At 75.7% G+C, this 17,681-nt stretch carries 14 protein-coding genes and 1 tRNA gene; 13 read left to right on the top strand and 2 right to left on the bottom strand.

Features of this window, described 5'->3' with window-relative positions; translation table 11 throughout:
• The first annotated feature begins 3 nt into the window (after positions 1-3).
• From ACI79Z_RS02925 to ACI79Z_RS02910, 4 genes are all read left to right on the top strand, one after another.
• Positions 4-843 carry a hypothetical protein gene (locus tag ACI79Z_RS02925; protein WP_456901648.1) on the top strand — a complete coding sequence of 280 codons (840 nt, stop codon included), beginning with the start codon at positions 4-6 and terminating at the stop codon, positions 841-843.
• 322 nt (positions 844-1,165) lie between these two features.
• Positions 1,166-2,257, top strand: a complete 1,092-nt coding sequence (locus ACI79Z_RS02920; protein WP_456901647.1) for a transglycosylase family protein — start codon at positions 1,166-1,168, stop codon at positions 2,255-2,257.
• Positions 2,258-2,413: 156 nt separating this feature from the next.
• Positions 2,414-3,133: a 16S rRNA (adenine(1518)-N(6)/adenine(1519)-N(6))-dimethyltransferase RsmA gene (gene rsmA / locus ACI79Z_RS02915; protein ID WP_456901646.1), complete on the top strand. Its 720-nt coding sequence runs from the start codon at positions 2,414-2,416 to the stop codon at positions 3,131-3,133.
• A complete protein-coding gene (locus ACI79Z_RS02910) occupies positions 3,130-4,089 on the top strand; it encodes a 4-(cytidine 5'-diphospho)-2-C-methyl-D-erythritol kinase (protein ID WP_387987927.1) in 960 nt (319 codons plus the stop codon). The genes rsmA and ACI79Z_RS02910 overlap by 4 nt, the downstream gene beginning before the upstream one ends.
• Before the next feature lie 3 nt (positions 4,090-4,092).
• On the opposite strand, the gene ACI79Z_RS02905 is transcribed toward ACI79Z_RS02910, so the two are convergent.
• Both ACI79Z_RS02905 and ACI79Z_RS02900 read right to left on the bottom strand, forming a co-directional pair.
• On the bottom strand, positions 4,093-4,680 hold the full coding sequence (locus tag ACI79Z_RS02905) for a TetR family transcriptional regulator (protein ID WP_387987926.1): 588 nt from the start codon (positions 4,678-4,680) through the stop codon (positions 4,093-4,095).
• 29 nt (positions 4,681-4,709) lie between these two features.
• Positions 4,710-5,699 (bottom strand): acyl-CoA desaturase, encoded by a 990-nt coding sequence (locus ACI79Z_RS02900; RefSeq protein WP_387987925.1) that lies wholly within the window; start codon positions 5,697-5,699, stop codon positions 4,710-4,712.
• A gap of 186 nt (positions 5,700-5,885) precedes the next feature.
• Between ACI79Z_RS02900 and ACI79Z_RS02895 the strand changes: the two genes are divergently transcribed.
• The 9 genes from ACI79Z_RS02895 to ACI79Z_RS02855 all read left to right on the top strand — a co-directional run bounded on the left by ACI79Z_RS02895 (position 5,886) and on the right by ACI79Z_RS02855 (position 17,618).
• Positions 5,886-5,958 (top strand) — tRNA-Gln (locus ACI79Z_RS02895).
• 39 nt (positions 5,959-5,997) lie between these two features.
• A complete protein-coding gene (gene glmU / locus ACI79Z_RS02890; protein ID WP_387987924.1) occupies positions 5,998-7,509 on the top strand; it encodes a bifunctional UDP-N-acetylglucosamine diphosphorylase/glucosamine-1-phosphate N-acetyltransferase GlmU in 1,512 nt (503 codons plus the stop codon).
• A gap of 12 nt (positions 7,510-7,521) precedes the next feature.
• Positions 7,522-8,502: a ribose-phosphate diphosphokinase gene (locus ACI79Z_RS02885; protein WP_387987923.1), complete on the top strand. Its 981-nt coding sequence runs from the start codon at positions 7,522-7,524 to the stop codon at positions 8,500-8,502.
• Between the two features lie 137 nt (positions 8,503-8,639).
• The gene (locus ACI79Z_RS02880) at positions 8,640-9,344 is read left to right on the top strand and encodes a 50S ribosomal protein L25/general stress protein Ctc (protein WP_456901645.1); all 705 of its coding nucleotides are present in this window, start codon (positions 8,640-8,642) and stop codon (positions 9,342-9,344) included.
• A gap of 92 nt (positions 9,345-9,436) precedes the next feature.
• Positions 9,437-10,000 (top strand): aminoacyl-tRNA hydrolase, encoded by a 564-nt coding sequence (gene pth / locus ACI79Z_RS02875; RefSeq protein WP_456901644.1) that lies wholly within the window; start codon positions 9,437-9,439, stop codon positions 9,998-10,000.
• A 162-nt stretch (positions 10,001-10,162) separates the two neighbouring features.
• Positions 10,163-11,668: a sugar transferase gene (locus ACI79Z_RS02870; protein WP_456901643.1), complete on the top strand. Its 1,506-nt coding sequence runs from the start codon at positions 10,163-10,165 to the stop codon at positions 11,666-11,668.
• Positions 11,669-11,819: 151 nt separating this feature from the next.
• Entirely contained in the window at positions 11,820-13,079 is a 1,260-nt protein-coding gene (locus ACI79Z_RS02865; RefSeq protein ID WP_456901642.1) for a DUF1972 domain-containing protein, read from the top strand.
• Positions 13,080-13,123: 44 nt separating this feature from the next.
• Positions 13,124-13,789, top strand: coding sequence for a hypothetical protein (locus ACI79Z_RS02860; protein WP_456901641.1), 666 nt, complete (start codon positions 13,124-13,126; stop codon positions 13,787-13,789).
• A 277-nt stretch (positions 13,790-14,066) separates the two neighbouring features.
• Positions 14,067-17,618 carry a PKD domain-containing protein gene (locus ACI79Z_RS02855; protein WP_456901640.1) on the top strand — a complete coding sequence of 1,184 codons (3,552 nt, stop codon included), beginning with the start codon at positions 14,067-14,069 and terminating at the stop codon, positions 17,616-17,618.
• The last annotated feature ends 63 nt before the right edge of the window (positions 17,619-17,681 follow it).

Raw genomic sequence — 17,681 nt, 5'->3', positions numbered from 1 at the left:
TGCGTGGGTCGCCTCATCGCCGTCGTGCTGTTCATCGCCGTCCTGGTGCCCGGCGTGCTGCTCGCCCGCGCGTGGGCCCTGGCCGCCGGCCGCCGCGCCGTCGCGTCGGCGGCGATCGACTTCGCCACGCCCACCCCCGGGGGCGTGGCGACGCTGCAGCGGCAGGCCCAGCACGGCCGCCGCGTCCGCCGGCTGGGGTTGCTGCTCGGCGTCGTGGGGATCGTCGCCAGCGTCGTGATGTTCGCCGAGGCGTCGGTGTTCCTCTGGCTGCCCGCTCTCGTCGTCGGCCTGCTCACCGGCGTGCTGCTCGCGGAGGCGACCCGCCCGCGGCCGCGCTGGCGGCTGTCCGACCCCGCCCGCCGGCCGCGGCGCGGCGAGCAGGTCTCGCCGTGGCTGCTGTGGACCACGCGCGCCGTCGTGCTCGCGGAGGTCCTCGTGACCGTCCTGATGTGGCAGCGCGGCGAGCTCGCCGACACCGTCGCCTGGGTCGCGCTCCTGGTCCCGCTCGTGGCGTGGCTGCTGGCCGAGACGGCGCTGCTGCGGGTCCTCGTCCGCCCGCTGCCGGCCGAGGGCGCCGACGTGCCGGTCGACGAGGCGCTGCGCACCTGGACCGCGCACCTGGTCAGCGCGGCGACGAGCGTGCTCGCGCTGCTGCCCCTCGGCACCCTGCTGCTGGTCGCCGGCATCGACCTCGGCGACCGGGTGACCGAGAACGTCGACCTGCTGCCGGTCGCGCTGGTCGCCGGTGGGTTCGCGAGCCTGGCCGCGGGCCTCGCCGTCGCCGGCTTCCTGCTCACCTGGCTGCGCCCGGTGCGGGCGAACGAGCGGGCGCTCGCCGGCTGAGGCCTGCTGCGCTGCCCGGCCGGGGTACCGGTCACACCGTGACGTCAGTCACCGGCTGACCTCACCCACCGCATCCGTCACCGCTGTCACGCGCGGCGCGTCCCTCACGGTTCGTGTCGGCGCGGCTGCATGTCGACGTGTCGTCCCTCTGGTTCACTTCCTGCGCACCGTTGCTAGACGTGGCGCACTCGTTATCGTGTCGTGACTGACAGCCGGGGTGGGATCGCCGGACGGCGTCCGACGGTCCCGGGAGCCCCCGTGCTGTCGGCTGCCGCTCGGGTGTGCGACCCCCTGCCCGGTCCCTCGACCCCGTGGAAGTGTCGTGCCCCGAACGCTGAAGCTCGCCCTGTTCGCCCTGGTCCTGCTCGGGCTGGTCGGCGGCTCCGTGGCCTGGTCCGCCGCGCAGAAGTCGCTCACGCTCACCGTCGACGGGCAGGCCCGCGAGGTCAGCACCCACGCCGACACCGTCGGGGAGGTCCTCGAGGAGGAGGGCCTGCGGACGCAGTCGCACGACGTCGTCCTCCCGCGCCCCGCGGCCGCGGTGGCCGACGGCGACACGGTCGTGGTCAACCGCGCCCGTCCGCTGCAGCTCACCGTCGACGGCGTCACCCGCGAGGTCTACGTGACCGCGCTGTCGGTGGACGAGGCGCTCGACCAGCTCGGCTACCGCGCCGAGGACATGGTGCTGTCGGCCAGCCGCAGCGAGCGGCTCCCGCTCGACGGCATGGCGCTGTCGATCACCACCCCGAAGGCCGTCACGCTCGTCGTCGACGGCGCCACCCGCGTGGTGACCACCACCGCCGCCACCGCCGGCGACCTGCTCGCCGAGCAGGGCGTGACCCTCGGCGAGCACGACCGGACCAGCCTGTTCGCGACCCAGCCGCTGCTCAACGCCATGCGGCTGCAGGTCTACCGTGTGCAGGTGACCGAGCAGGTGGTCACCGCCCCGATCCCGCACCAGACGGTGCGCACCGACGACCCGGAGGCCTTCGAGGGCGACGAGACCGTCACCCGGCCCGGCGTCGACGGGGAGCAGGCCACCACCTTCCGCGTGACCGTCACCGACGGCGTCGAGACCGCCCGCGAGCAGCTGAACACCACGGTCACCCGCCCGGCGGTCGACGAGCAGGTCAGCGTCGGCACGAAGGAGCGCCCGGCCCCGGAGCCCTCCACCAGCGGCCTGGACTGGGACGCGCTGGCGCGGTGCGAGGCCGGCGGCAACTGGTCCATCAACACCGGCAACGGCTACTACGGCGGCCTGCAGTTCAACCAGAGCACCTGGCTGTCCAACGGCGGCGGCCAGTACGCCCAGTACCCGCACCAGGCCACCCGGGAGCAGCAGATCGACATCGGGGAGCGGCTCTACGCCGCCCGCGGCGCCTCGCCGTGGCCGCACTGCGGTCGCCACCTCTGACCCCTGGAGAACACCCCGCTGAGCACTCCTCACGAGCAGGCCGACGGGCTGCTGGGCCCGGCCGCGATCCGCGAGCTGGCCCAGCAGCTCGACCTGCGCCCCACCAAGACGCTGGGGCAGAACTTCCTGCACGACGCGAACACCATCCGCCGGATCGTGCGCACCGCCGAGCTGCGGCCCGACGACGTCGTCCTCGAGGTCGGGCCGGGCCTGGGCTCGCTGACCCTCGGGCTGCTGCCGGCCGCCGCCGCGGTCACCGCCGTCGAGATCGACCCGCGGCTGGCCGCCCTCCTGCCGGCCACGGTGGCCGCCCGCCGGCCCGACCTCGCCGGCCGGCTGACCGTCGTCGAGGCCGACGCGCTGCGGGTGACCGAGCTGCCCGGGCCGCCTCCCACGGCGCTGGTGGCCAATCTCCCGTACAACGTGGCCGTGCCCGTCCTGCTGCACCTGCTCGAGCTGCTGCCCTCCCTGCGCCGGGCGCTGGTGCTCGTCCAGGCGGAGGTCGCCGAGCGGCTGGCGGCCCCGCCGGGCGGCGCCGCCTACGGCGTGCCGTCGGTGAAGGCGGCCTGGTACGGCACCGCCCGGCGGGCCGGCAACGTCGGCCGCCGCGTCTTCTGGCCCGAGCCCAACGTGGACTCCGGGCTCGTCGCGCTGGACCGGCACGACCCGCCGCCCGGCGACCGGGCCGCCACCTTCGCCGTCGTCGACGCCGCGTTCGCGATGCGCCGCAAGGGCCTGCGCGCGGCGCTGGCCCGCTGGGCCGGCAGCCCGGCCGCCGCCGAGGCCCGGCTGCGGGCGGCGGGCATCGACCCCGCGACCCGCGGCGAGCAGCTGTCGGTGGCCGACTTCGCCCGGCTGGCGGCGACCGCTCCGTGAGCTGGTCCTCCCCGGGCGGCCCCGGGCACACCCGCGGCGACGGCTCCGTGGCCGCGCACGCCCCCGCCAAGGTCAACGTGTCGCTGGCGGTCGGCCCGCTGCGCGAGGACGGCTTCCACGACCTGCAGACGGTCTACCTCGCCGTCTCCCTGCTGGACACGGTGACGGTGCGCCCCGGCGAGGGGCTGTCGGTGACGGTGACCGGCGAGGGCGCCGGTGGCCCCGACCCGGTGCCCACCGACCGGCGCAACCTCGTGTGGCGGGCCGCCGAGCTGCTCGCCGAGCACGCCGGGGTCGCCGCCGACGCCGCCATCGCCGTCGACAAGGCCATCCCGGCCGCCGCGGGGCTCGCCGGCGGCAGCGCCGACGCCGCGGCCGCGCTGGTGGCCCTCGACGCGCTGTGGGGGACCCGGGCCACCCGCGGTGACCTCACCGCGCTGGCCGCGCAGCTGGGCAGCGACGTGCCGTTCTCGCTGGCCGGCGGGGTCGCGCTCGGCAGTGGCCGCGGCGAGCGGCTCACCCCCGTCCTGGCCCGGCGGCCGTCGCACTGGGTGCTCGGCATCGCCGAGGGCGGGCTGTCGACGCCGGCCGTCTACGCCGAGCTCGACCGGCTGCGCGCCCAGGGCCGGGTGCCCGACGGCGCCGCGTTCCCCTCGCCCGAGCCGGTGGTGGCCGCCCTGCGCAGCGGCCCCGTGGACGCCCTCGCCGCGGCCCTGACCAACGACCTGCAGGCGCCCGCCGTCTCGCTGCGCCCGGCGCTGCGCCGCGCCCTGCGGGGGGCCGTCGACGCCGGCGCCGCCGCCGCGGTGGTCAGCGGGTCGGGCCCGACCGTGGCCGCGCTGGCCCCCGACGAGGACGCGGCGGTGCGGCTGGCCGCCGTCCTGGCGGGGGAGGGCCTGTTCCGCACCGTCCGCGTGGTGCACGGGCCGGTGCCGGGGGCCCGCCTGGTCGGCTGAGCCTCAGCCGTCCCGGTGCCGCAGCGCCGGGTCGGGGTCCAGGTGCGCGAGCCCGTTGTAGGCGAGGTCCACCAGCCGGGCGGCCACCTCCGCCTTCCCCGGCGAGCGGGTCTCCAGCCACCAGTGGCCCACCTGCGCGACCATCCCGACCAGCGCCTGGCTGTAGAGCTCGGCCAGCCGCGGGTCGTGGCCGCGCGCGCCGAACTGCTCGCCGAGCGGGTGCTCGACCCGGCGGGCCAGCTCGCCGATCAGCGACGAGTACGAACCGGGGGAGTCGCGGGAGAGCACGCGGAACCCGTCGGTGTCCTCCTCGACGTAGTCCAGCAGCGCCAGCGCCGCCCGCTCCAGCAGCGCCCGCGGGCTGCCGCCGGCGGCCAGGGCCGAGGTGAACCGCTCGAGCACCCGCGCCATCTCCCGGTCGACGACGGCGGCGTAGAGCCGCTCCTTGCCGCCGAAGTGCTCGTAGAGGACCGGCTTGCTCACGTCGGCGCGGGCGGCCAACTCCTCGATCGAGGTGGCCGCGTAGCCGCGCTGCGCGAACACCTCCCGGCCGACCGCCACCAGCTGCTCGCGCCGCTGGGAGCGGTCCATCCGCGCGCGTCGCCGGGGCGCGCCGGCGGTCAGGACGACACGGCGCCGGCGGCCGGGACCCGCCGCTTGGCCGCCAGCCGGACCGGGTCGGGCCACTTGACCGAGTGCGCCCACCCGAGCTTCTCGAAGACCCAGATGACCCGGGCGCTGATGTCGACCTGCCCGCGCAGCACGCCGTGCCGGGCGCAGGTCGGGTCGGCGTGGTGCAGGTTGTGCCAGGACTCGCCCGCGCTCAGGACCGCCAGCGGCCAGAAGTTGGTGGCGCGGTCCCGGGAGGCGAAGGGCCGGCTGCCCACCACGTGGCAGATCGAGTTGATCGACCAGGTCACGTGGTGCAGCAGCGCGACGCGCACCAGCCCGGCCCAGAAGAACGCCGTCCAGGCGCCGGTCCAGCTGCCGGTCACCAGGCCGCCGACCGCCGTCGGCACGGCCAGGCTGAGGAACGCCCAGAGGACGAACAGCCGGCTGGTGATCCGCAGGCCGCGGTCCTTGAGCAGGTCGGGGGCGTAGCGCTCGGCGTTGGTCTGGCGCCGGTCGAACAGCCAGCCGAGGTGGGCGTGCCACATGCCCTTGAGCAGCGCGCGGGTGTCGGTGCCGTACCGCCACGGCGAGTGCGGGTCGCCCTCGCGGTCGGAGAAGGCGTGGTGGCGGCGGTGGTCGGCCACCCACTGCACCACCGGGCCCTGCACGGCCATGCAGCCGACGACCGCCAGCGCGATCCGCAGCGGGCGGCGGGCCTTGAACGAGCCGTGCGTGAAGTACCGGTGGTAGCCGACGGTCACCCCGAGCAGGGTGAGGAAGTAGAAGCCGACGGCCAGGCCGACGTCGAGCCAGGACAGCCCCCAGCCCCATGCCGCCGGCACGACCGCCGCCAGCGCGAGGAACGGCACGACGACGAACGCGTAGAGCGTGACCTGCTCCAGGTGCCCCTTCTCCTTGCCCAGCGCGTTGGGCGGCAGGCCCTTGTCCGGGTCTGCGGGACGGAAGGCCGTCGGCCGGGTGAGGGAAGGGGCGGACACGTGGCCTCCAGGGGTCGTCCGTCGCGGGCCGCGGTTCGACGTCCGGCGGCTCCGGGGCCGTAACCTACGTCACCGTAGGGAGGGCCGCTCCCCGAGGGGACGACGCGGTCCGGGCGGCTCCCGTGCCCGCCTCGGACGCGCCCCCTAGGCTCGTCCCACGCGCTGCCGTGCGGAGACGGCGCGCGGTGGGGGATGGGGTAATCGGCAGCCCGCCGGCCTTTGGAGCCGGGAGGTCTCGGTTCGAGTCCGAGTCCCCCAGCGACGTCCCACCCGGTCCCACCCGTCGTCGAGGAGATCCGTGAGCCCGCAGCAGTCCGTCGCCGCCGTCGTCGTCCTCGCCGCCGGTCAGGGGACCCGGATGCGGTCGACCACCCCGAAGGTGCTGCACGAGCTCGGCGGGCGCAGCATGCTCGGCCACGTCCTCGCCGCGACCGCACCACTGGCGGCGGGCACCACGCTGGTCGTCGTCGGGTCCGGCCGCGAGGCGGTCGAGGAGCACCTGGCCGCCGTCGCCCCGGACGCCCGCGCCGTCGTGCAGGAGGAGCAGCGCGGGTCGGGGCACGCGGCGCAGGTGGCGCTGGAGGCCGTGCCCGACCTCGAGGGCCCGGTGCTCGTCGTCAACGGCGACTCGCCGCTGCTCACCACCGGCACCCTGGCCGCGCTCGTGGCGGCCCACCACGAGGCGGGCAGCGTCTTCACCGTGCTGACCGCCGAGGTCGGGGACCCCACCGGCCTCGGCCGGATCGTCCGGGGGGAGGACGGCGCGCCGCGGGCCATCGTCGAGGAGAAGGACGCGACCGCGCAGCAGCGGGCGATCCGCGAGGTCAACGCCGGCGTGTACGTCGCGAACGCCGCCACGCTGCGGCGGGTCCTCGCCGGGCTGTCCACCGACAACGCCCAGGGGGAGCAGTACCTGACCGACGCGCTGGCGCCGCTGGTCGAGGGGGGCGCCCCGGTGGCCGCCGTCGCGGCGCAGGACCCGGTCGACGTCCTCGGCTGCAACGACCAGCGGGAGCTCGCCGCGCGGCGGCGCACCCTCAACGACCGCGTCCTCGACGCGCTCATGGTCGCGGGCGTCACCGTCGTGGACCCGGCCACCACGTGGGTCGACGTCACCGCCTCCGTGCTGCCGGGGGCCCGGCTGCTGCCCGGCGTCCAGCTGCACGGGACGACGACGGTCGCGGCCGGCGCCGCCGTCGGCCCGGACACCACGCTGACCGACTGCACGGTGGGGGAGGGCGCCACCGTGGTGCGCACGCACGCCACCGGGGCCGAGATCGGGCCCGGGGCGGCGGTCGGCCCGTTCAGCTACCTGCGGCCGGGCACCCGGCTGGCGGCGCGGTCCAAGGTGGGCGCCTTCGTCGAGACGAAGAACGCCGTGGTCGGCGAGGGGTCGAAGGTGCCGCACCTGTCCTACGTCGGCGACGCCACGATCGGCCGCGGGGCGAACATCGGCGCGGCGACCGTCTTCGTCAACTACGACGGCGTGGCCAAGCACCACACGACGATCGGCGACGCCGTCCGTGTGGGGTCGGACACGATGCTGGTCGCGCCGGTCACCGTCGGGGACGGTGCCTACACGGCCGCGGGCTCGGTGATCACCCAGGACGTCCCGCCGGGGGCCATGGGTGTGGCGCGGGCCAAGCAGCGCAATGTGGCAGGCTGGGTGGGACGCCGTCGCCCGGGCTCCGCAGCCGCGCAGGCCGCGGCGGCAGCGACAGCAGCAGCGGCCGAGGACCCGGCCGGGAGCCGGCCCGCGGGCGACGCACCGGACCGGCCGGCGGACCCCGAGGCCACCCACGAGCAGTGAGGCAGTGAGCCGATGAGTGCGATCCGGCAGACCACCAGCAAGAGCCTGATGCTCTTCTCCGGCCGGGCGTACCCCGAGCTGACGGCCGAGATCGCCGGGCACCTGGGGGTCACGCCGACGCCGACGGCGTCCTACGAGTTCGCCAACGGCGAGCTGTTCGTGCGCTTCGAGGAGTCCGTCCGCGGCTGCGACGCCTTCATCGTCCAGAGCCACACGGCACCGATCAACACCTGGCTCATGGAGCAGCTGCTGATGGTCGACGCCGCCAAGCGCGCCTCGGCCAAGCGGATCACCGTCGTCGCGCCGTTCTTCCCCTACGCCCGGCAGGACAAGAAGCACCGCGGCCGCGAGCCCATCTCCGCCCGCCTGGTCGCCGACCTGTTCAAGACCGCCGGCGCCGACCGGCTGATGACGGTCGACCTGCACACCGCGCAGATCCAGGGCTTCTTCGACGGCCCGGTCGACCACCTCTTCGCCCTCGACCTGCTCGTCGACCACGTCAAGGAGCGCTGGGGCGACCGCGACATCACCGTCGTGTCGCCGGACTCCGGGCGGGTGCGCGTCTCCGAGCGGTGGAGCGACAAGCTCGGTGGCGTCCCGCTGGCCTTCATCCACAAGACCCGCGACCCGATGCGGCCCAACGAGGTCGTCGCCAACCGCGTCGTCGGCGAGGTCGAGGGCCGCGTCTGCATCCTGGTCGACGACATGATCGACACCGGTGGCACGATCGTGAAGGCCGCCGAGACGCTGTTCGAGGCCGGCGCCGCCGACGTCATCGTCTGTGCCACCCACGGCGTCCTCTCCGGCGCCGCGGTCGACCGGCTGAAGAACAGCAAGATCAGCGAGGTCATCGTGACCAACACGCTGCCGATCGAGCCGGCCCGCCAGTTCGACAAGCTCACCGTCCTCTCGATCGCCCCGCTGCTGGCCCGGGCGATCAAGGAGGTCTTCGAGGACGGCTCGGTCACCAGCCTCTTCGGCGGCGCCAGCTGAGCACCGGGTACGCTGGTCGGCGCCCGGCGAGGGAGACGGTCGCCCGTACTCCGTGATCGACGTGCGTGTGCTCCTGCGAGGTGTGCCGCGCCCGGCCGCCGGCCCCAGGCCCACCCGCTGTTGAGGAGCACACCACCGTGGCTGACTTCCGCCTCGTCGCCGAGGCCCGCACCGAGTTCGGCAAGGGCAGCGCCCGCCGGACCCGCCGCGCGGGCCGCGTCCCGGCCGTCCTGTACGGGCACGGCCAGGACGTCGTCCACCTGTCGCTGCCGGCCCGCGAGTTCGCCGCGGTGCTGCGCAACGGCGGCACCAACGCCCTGATCACCGTCGTCCTCGACGGTCAGGAGCAGCTGGCGCTCACCAAGTCGGTGCAGCGCGACCCGCTGACCCGCCAGCACGAGCACGTCGACCTGCTGGTCGTCCGCCGGGGCGAGCGCGTCACCGTCGACGTCCCCGTCGTCACCGTCGGCGAGTCCGGCCCCGAGACCCTGCTCAGCGTGGAGCTGAACACCGTCTCCGTCGAGGCCGAGGCCACCGCCATCCCCGAGACCATCGAGGTCGACGTCACCGGCCGCGGTGCCGGTGAGGGCGTGACCGCCGGCGACCTCCCGCTGCCGTCCGGTGCCACCCTGCTGACCGACCCCGAGGCCCTCGTCGTCAACGTCATGGGCGCCCCGACCGCCGAGCAGCTCGACGCCGAGCTCAGCGGGGCCGAGGCCGAGGCCGGCATCGAGCGCGAGGAGTCCGCGCCGGCCCAGGAGGCCGCCGGCGAGGGCGACGTCGTCCCCGAGCCGCTCGAGCAGGGCAGCGGCGAGTCGATCGAGTCGACCGAGAACAGCTGAGGTCCCCACTGACCGAGAGCACGACCCGCAGGGGCGCCGGCACCGCCGGCGCCCCTGCGGCGTCCGCACCCTCCGAGGGGCCCTTCCTCGTCGTGGGGCTGGGCAACCCCGGCCCCTCCTACGCCGGCAACCGGCACAACGTCGGCGCCATGGTGCTCGACGAGCTCGCCGCCCGGGCCGGCGTGAAGCTCACCGCCGGCAAGGGCGCCCGCGCCCGGGCGCTGGCCGGTGAGGGGCGCCTGGCCGGCCGCCGCGTCGTCCTGGCCCGGCCGACGACGTACATGAACGAGTCCGGCGGCCCCGTGCGAGGGCTGCTCGACTACCACAAGCTGCCGGTGACCGACCTCGTCGTCGTGCACGACGAGCTCGACATCCCCTTCGCCGCCGTGCGCCTCAAGCGCGGCGGCGGGGAGGGCGGGCACAACGGGCTGCGCTCGATCAGCCGCTCCGCCGGGACGAGGGACTACCTGCGCGTGCGGGTCGGCATCGGCCGGCCGCCGGGCCGCCAGGACCCCGCGGACTTCGTGCTGCGCGACTTCTCGGCCACCGAGCGCAAGGAGCTCGACCTGCTGGTCGCCGAGGCGGCCGACGCCACCGAGGAGCTGCTCACCCTCGGTCTCGAGGCGGCGCAGAACGTCGTCCACCCGCGCACCTGACCCTCCCCTTCGGGTGAACCGTCACTCTCCGCATTGACCCTTCCATGACGCTCTGTGAGTGTCCTCTGGGTATCGGGGGACACGATGCGGCTCAAGGCGTCGTGACGATGCACCGTCAGTGACGGTCGTCTCCTCCGTGCACCCAGAGTGACAGGGGGAGACGTGCTGCTGGACCACTCCGGTTCCGGGTCGGGGACCGTCACGGGGGCTCTGCCCGTCCCGCGCCGGGCCGCCGAACCGCGGCAGGCCCTGCGCGCCGTCGGCCGTCCCGTCACCCGCCGCTGGGCCGGGCGCTACTCCGCCGTCCTGCACCTGCTCGACCTCACCGCGGCGGTCCTGGCCACCGGCGCCGTCGTGCTGGCCCACCCGGCCGGCACGTCGCCCGCCTCTCCCGTGGTCCTCACCGCCGCCACGCTCGTCCTCGCCTGGCCCCTCCTGCTGGTGGGCACCGGCGCGCACGAGGAGCGGGTGTTCGGCACGGGCAGCGACGAGTACCGCCGCGTCGGCCGCGCGGGTTTCCTGCTCCTGGCCCTGACCTGCGTCGTCTCGTTCCTCGGGCAGCTGCAGCCCAGCCACGCGCTGGTGCTGCTGGGCGTCCCGGGGCTCACCGTCCTCACGCTCGCCGGGCGGTACGCCGCGCGGTGCGGACTGCGCCGGCTGCGTGCCCGCGGCGCGTGCACCAAGCGGGTCGTCGTCGTCGGCCGCGGCGGCGCCGTGGTCGAGCTGGCCACCGCGGTGCGTCGTCAGGGCTTCGCCGGGCTCGAGGTGGTGGGCGCCTGCGTCACCCCGGACAGCCGGGCGCGGGTCGCCGGCACCCTGGGCGTCCCGGTCGCGGGGCTCGACGACGTCGTCGCCACCGCCGCCCGGCTGGGGGCCGACACCGTCGCGGTGACCTCCGCCAGCGAGACCGCCGCCGAGTACCTGCGCCGGCTGTCCTGGCAGCTGGAGGGGACCGGCATCGAGCTGCTCGTCGCGCCCGGCCTCATCGAGGTCGCCGGCCCGCGGCTGCACATCCGTCCCTTCGAGGGGCTCCCGCTGCTGTCGGTCGAGCAGCCGCGGTTCCGCGGCTGGGGCCGGCTGGTCAAGGGCGGCGTCGACCGCGCCGCCGCCGCGGTCGCGCTGCTGCTCCTCGCGCCGGTCCTGCTCGCACTGGCCGTGGCGGTGAAGCTGGACAGCGCGGGACCGGTCCTCTACCGCCAGGAGCGGGTGGGCGTGAACGGCCGCAGGTTCACCATCCTCAAGTTCCGCAGCATGACCGTCGACGCCGACCGCCGGCTGGGCGAGCTGCTCGAGCGCAACGAGGGCGACGGGCTGCTGTTCAAGATGCGGGACGACCCCCGCGTCACCCGCGTCGGGCGCTGGTTGCGGCGGTTCTCCCTCGACGAGCTGCCCCAGCTGTTCAACGTGCTCGGCGGGTCGATGTCGTTGGTCGGGCCGCGGCCGCCGCTGCCGGCCGAGGTCGAGCGCTACGACTCCTCGGTGAGCCGCCGGCTGCTGGTCAAGCCGGGCCTGACCGGCCTGTGGCAGGTCTCCGGCCGCAGCGACCTGTCCTGGGAGGAGGCCGTGCGCCTCGACCTCCGCTACGTGGAGAACTGGTCGCTCGCCCTCGACACGCTGATCCTCGCCAAGACCGTCCGCGCGGTCGTCACCAGCTCCGGCGCCTACTGAGCCGTCCTCACCCCCGCCTCACCCCCGACCCACCCGGCCGGGGGACGAGCCCGGACCCCCTCGCTCACCAGCATCGACGTCGGACCTCCTGCGGAGGTCCGACGTACCGACCGTGCGCCCGCGAGGCGCCGCACCCCCGGAGGACCGACCGATGGCCCGCACGAGCATCGCCATGGTGGGGACCCGTGGCGTCCCCGCCCGCTACGGCGGCTTCGAGACGGCGGTCGAGGAGGTGGGCCGCCGGCTCGTCGAGCGCGGGCACCGGGTGGTCGTCTACTGCCGCACGGTCCCCGGCGCTGCCGGGCCGCCGCCGGCCGGGCACCTCGGCATGGAGCTGGTGCACCTGCCCGCCGCCCGCCGCCGGTCGCTGGAGACCCTCAGCCACACCGCCCTGTCGGTCCGGCACCTGCTGGCCCACCGCACCGACGCCGCGATCGTCTTCAACGCGGCCAACGCCCCGCTGCTGCCGCTGCTGCGCGCCGCCCGCATCCCGGTCGCCACGCACGTCGACGGCCTCGAGTGGAAGCGCGCCAAGTGGGGCGGCGCCGGCCGCCGCTACTACCGGACCGCCGAGGCGCTGGCCGTGCGCTGGTCCGACGTCCTCATCGCCGACGCCGAGGGCATCGCCGAGTACTACCGCGAGGCCTTCGCCGCGCCGACGACGCTGCTCACCTACGGCGCCCCGCTGATCGCCCCGGGCGCGCACCGGCTCGCCGAGGTCGGCCTCGAGCCCGGCGGCTACCACCTGGTGGTGGCCCGGTTCGAGCCGGAGAACCACGTCGACGTCATCGTCGAGGGCTACGCCGCCAGCGACGCCGCCAAGCCGCTGGTCGTCGTCGGCTCGGCGCCCTACAGCGACGACTACACGCGCCGGGTGCACGCACTCGCCGACGAGCGGGTCCGCTTCCTCGGCGGCGTCTGGGACCAGGAGCTGCTCGACCAGCTCTACGCCAACTGCGCGACCTACCTCCACGGCCACTCGGTCGGCGGCACCAACCCCTCGCTGCTGCGCGCCATCGGCGCCGGCGCGGCGGTCACCGCCTTCGACGTGTCCTTCAACCGCGAGGTCGTCGCCGACGCCGGCCGCTTCTTCCGGACCCCGGCCGACGTCGCCCGCGAGCTGGCCGCCGCCGAGGCCGACCCCGAGGGCGTCGCGCGCGACGGCGCCCGCTCCCGTGAGCTGGCCGCCGGCTACGACTGGGACCTGGTGGCCGAGGGCTACGAGCGGCTGGCCCTGGACCTGGCGGCCCGCCGCTTCCCGGCGCGCCGGCCCAGCGGCCGCCGGGCCGGGACCGACGCCGACCGGCCGCTCGCGCGCCCGGCGCCCGAGCCGCCGCGCGGCACCGTGGTGCCGCTCCCCGTCCCCGCGCCGTCGCCGGCGTGGGACGAGCTGCGGGCGGCGCAGCGGTGACCGGGGACGACGCCCGCCGCGGGCGGGGCAGGGGGGAGGACGCCGTGACGGGCCCGGGAGGGAAGGGGACCGCGCGGTCGCGACGGCGGCTGCTGCTCGGCGCCGGGGGCGCCGTGCTGGTCGCCCTGGTGGCGCTGGTGCTGGTGCTGACCGGCGGCGGGGGCGACGACGGCACGGCCACGGCCGCCACACCGGGCGCCTCGACGACGGCCGCACCCGCCGCGCCGACGACGACGGCACCGGGGGAGACGGTCGCCCCGCCGCCCGCGACGCCGACACCGACCGGCCCGACCGAGGACGTCGACGAGCCACCGCCGTCCTCGCCGGAGGTGCCGCTGGACGCCCCGGCGGCGGTGGGCAACGGCATCGTCGCCACCATCGGCGCGATCGAGGCGATCGACGGGACCGCGGTCGGCCCGGGCAACATCGCCGGCCCGGCGCTGCGGGTGACCGTGCGCATCGAGAACGGCACCGCCGAGGCCGTGTCGCTCGACGGTGTCGCGGTGAACCTCTCGTACGGCCCCGAGCGCACCCCGGCCTCCCCGCTGGACGACCCCTCGCAGGTGCCCTTCGTGGGGTCGGTGGAGCCGGGGTCGACCGGTGAGGGCGTGTACGTCTTCAGCGTGCCGGCCGACGTCCGCGACTCCGTCACCGTCGAGGTCGGCTACCAGGCCGGCGCCCCGCTGCTGCTCTTCACCGGCGCGGTCTGACCCGCGCCTCCCGCACGACTCGACGACCCGTCGCCGCACCCGCGGCGACGGGTCGTCGGCGTTCCCGGGACCTCCCCCCACGGGGTCAGCTCCGGTGACGTTCGGTGACGAGCCGGGAGGGTCCCGGCTGCGAAGACGCAGCTGACCACCGTATCGGGTGTCACCTTCACCCCTTGCTGCCGCCGTGATCGTCACGGACAGTGTTCGCCGACCGTCCCATCGGACGTGGTCGCAGCGGAACTGAGCGGGGGGACTCATGCGAGTCGTGGGGAGAGGCGTGCGCACGCGCGCCATGGCGGCGATGGCGGCGCTGGGGGTGACCGCAGCCAGCTGGGCCCTCGTGGTCCCGGGCACCGCGCACGCCGACTCGGCGCCGGCGCCGGTGGCGGCGACGAACCCGACCACGGTGTCGGCCGACGGGCTGCCGACGGTGCAGATCAACGGCGTCGTCTGGTCACAGGTCGTCGTCGGCAACACGGTCTACGCGGCCGGGCAGTTCACCCGGGCCCGTCCCGCCGGGTCGGCGCCGGGCGTCAACGAGACGGTGCGCAACAACCTGCTCGCCTACGACATCCGGACCGGCGAGCTCGTCGCGGGCTTCGCACCGAGCCTCAACGCGCAGGCGATGGTCGTGGCCGCCTCCCCGGACGGCACCCGGCTCTACGTCGGCGGTGACTTCACCACCGTCAACGGCGTGACCCGCAACCGCATCGCGGCCTTCGACACCCGCACCGGCGCGCTGGTCGACACGTTCCGGCCCAGCGTCAACGCCCAGGTGCGCGCGATCGCCGCCACCGACACCACCGTCTACTTCGGCGGCAGCCTCACCGCGGTCGGCAGCGTCAGCCGGACCCGGCTGGCCGCCGTCCGCGCGTCCGACGGCGGCCTGCTGCCCTGGGCGCCGACGCCGGGCGTCGGCCCGACCGGCCGGCCGTGGAACCGCGACGGCAACACCGCCACGAGCAACGCGGCGATGGCGCTGGTCGTGACCGGCAACGGCTCGCAGGTCGTCGCCGCCGGCCGCTGGGACACGATGGGCGGGGTGCGCGCCACGGCGATCACCGCGCTCGACCCGGTCACCGGCGCCAACCGCGGCTACCAGATCAACACGATCCTGACCAACCAGGGGATCAACTCGGCCGTCTACAGCCTGTCGACCGACGGCGCCAACGTGTACGGCACCGCCTACGACTACTGGGGTCCGGGCAACCTCGAGGGGTCCTTCTCGGTCCGCGCCACCGACGGTGCGATCAACTGGGTGAGCACCTGCTTCGGCGACTCGTACTCGAGCTTCCCGATGAACGGCGCGCTGTACCACGCCGCCCACCCGCACCACTGCGCCGAGATCGACGGGTTCCCCGAGCAGGCGCCGCGGGTCAACAAGTTCGCCATGGCCGTCTCGCTGGCCCCGGCCAGCAGCGGCGGCGCCGCGCACCGGCTCTACGGCGGTGCCTGGGTCGGCAAGCCGGCGCCGGCGCAGCTCGCCTGGTTCCCGAGCATGCCCAGCGGCACGTACACCGGTCAGTACCAGGCCGGCTGGAGCGTCAGCGGCAACGGCCAGTACGTCGTCTACGGCGGTGAGTTCCAGCGGGTCAACGGCGTCGCGCAGCAGGGTCTCGTGCGCTTCGCGCTCCCGTCGTCGGCGCCGAACCGGATCGGTCCCGAGGTCGGCCCCGTGCTCAACCCGGCCGTCACGTCGCCGGCCGTCGGCACCGTGCGCGTGGCCTGGCGGGCGACGTCCGACCCGGACAACGCGAACCTGACCTACCGCGTCATGCGCTCGGACCGCACCGCGCCGGTGTTCACGACCACCGCCGCCTCGATGTGGTGGGACCGGCCGGGGCTGGCCTGGGTGGACCGGGACGTCGTCCCCGGGCAGACCTACACCTACCGGATCGTCGCGGTCGACCCGTTCGGCAACACCGCGTCCGGCACGAACGCCACCGTCACGGTCGCCTCGGCCGCCCCGGCCGGCAGCGCCTACGCCGGCACCGTCCTCGCCGACGCGCCGCGGCACTACTGGCGGCTCGACGAGGCCGCCGGTGCGCGCCGCTCCGCCGACCAGGCCGGCACCGACGACCTGCTGTTCGGCACCGGCGTGACCCAGGGTGGCGCCGGGGCGCTGGGCGGCGCCGTGCCCGGGGCCTCGGCGACCTTCAACGGCACCGAGCAGGGCACCGGTGCCCAGTCCACCCGCAGCCAGGCGCCGGACACGATGAGCGCCGAGCTGTGGTTCAGCACCCGGTCGACCACCGGGGGCGTGCTCATGGACTTCACCAACGTCGAGACCGGCAGCACCGGCGGCGCGCACGACCGGATGATCCACCTGGACCCCTCCGGCCGGCTGCTGTTCTCGGTGTGGCCGGGGTCGGTCGCCACCGTCTCGAGCACCCAGGCGTACAACGACGGCGCGTGGCACCACGCCGTCGCGACGATGGGCCCGGCCGGGATGGCCCTGTACGTCGACGGCGCCCTGGTCGGCACCAAGGCGGACACGCGCTCCGGACAGGTCTTCCGCGGCCTGTGGCGGGTCGGCGGTGACGGCCGCTGGGTCGGCAGCACCGACTGGTTCAACGGACGGCTCGACGAGGTCGCCGTCTACGGGACCCAGCTGACCGCGGCGCAGGTGCAGCGGCACTGGACCGTGGGCCGGACCGGCACCGGTGGCGCCAACGCCGCCCCGACGGCGTCGTTCACCCCGGCCGCCACCGGGCTGACCGCGTCCTTCGACGGCCGCGCCTCGGTGGACCCGGACGGCACGATCGCCCGGTACGACTGGACCTTCGGCGACGGGACGACCGGCACCGGGGCCACGGCCGAGCACACCTACGCGGCCGGCGGCACCTACACGGTGCGGCTGACCGTCACCGACGCGGCCGGCGCGACCGGCTCCACCGAGCGGACGATCACGGTCACCGCGCCGGCGGCCAACCAGCCGCCGACCGCGGCGTTCACCGCCTCGGCGACCGGCCTGACCGCGGCGGCGAGCGCGGCGGACTCCACCGACCCCGACGGCACGCTGACCGGGTACGCCTGGCAGTGGGGTGACGGAGCCACCGGCACCGGCGTCTCCGCCACGCACACCTACGCGGCGGCCGGCACCTACACGGTCGGGCTCACGGTCACCGACGACCGGGGCGCGACGGCGACCACCACCCGCGAGGTCACGGTCACCGCACCGGCCGGCCCGGCGGTGCTGGCCGGTGACACCTTCACCCGCACGGTGAACGGCGGCTGGGGCAGCGCCGACGTCGGTGGCGCCTGGACGGCGACGGCGGGGGCGACCCGGCTGTCCGTCACCCCCGGCGCGGCGGCGCTGAACCTGCCGGCGGCCGGCAACAACACCGGCGCGCAGCTGGCCGGCGTCTCCGCCACGGCGGTCGACGTCCGGACCGCCTTCACCCTGGCCGCCACCCCCACCGGCAACGGCACCTACGTGTACGTCGGTGGCCGGCGGGTCGGCGCCGACGAGTACCGCGTGGGCGTCCGGGTGCTGCCCGACGGCCGGGTCGGCCTGACGCTGTCGCGGCTGGCCGGCGGCACGGAGGCCTGGCCGGGCGGTGAGGTCCTGCTCCCGGCGGGCACCTGGACGGCCGGGAACGCGCTCAACGTGCGCGTCCAGGTGAGCGGCACCGGCACCACGACCGTCCGCGCGACGGTGTGGGGTGCGGGCACCGCCGAGCCGGCCGCGCCGCAGCTGACCCGCACCGACACCACGGCCTCCCTGCAGGCCCCGGGGTCGGTGAGCCTGGCGGCCTACCGGCCGTCCGCCGCGACCGCCGCCCAGGTGGTGCGCTTCACCTCCTACTCGGTGACCGCCGGGCAGTGAGCACCCTCCCGGGGGGGGCGGCCCGCGCCCGCCCCCCCCCGCCCCCCCCACCCACCCCCCACA

The organism is Geodermatophilus sp. SYSU D00663 (assembly GCF_054050655.1).
The sequence above is the reverse complement of the archived record's forward strand: the minus strand, read 5'-3'. Positions and strand labels throughout refer to the sequence as shown.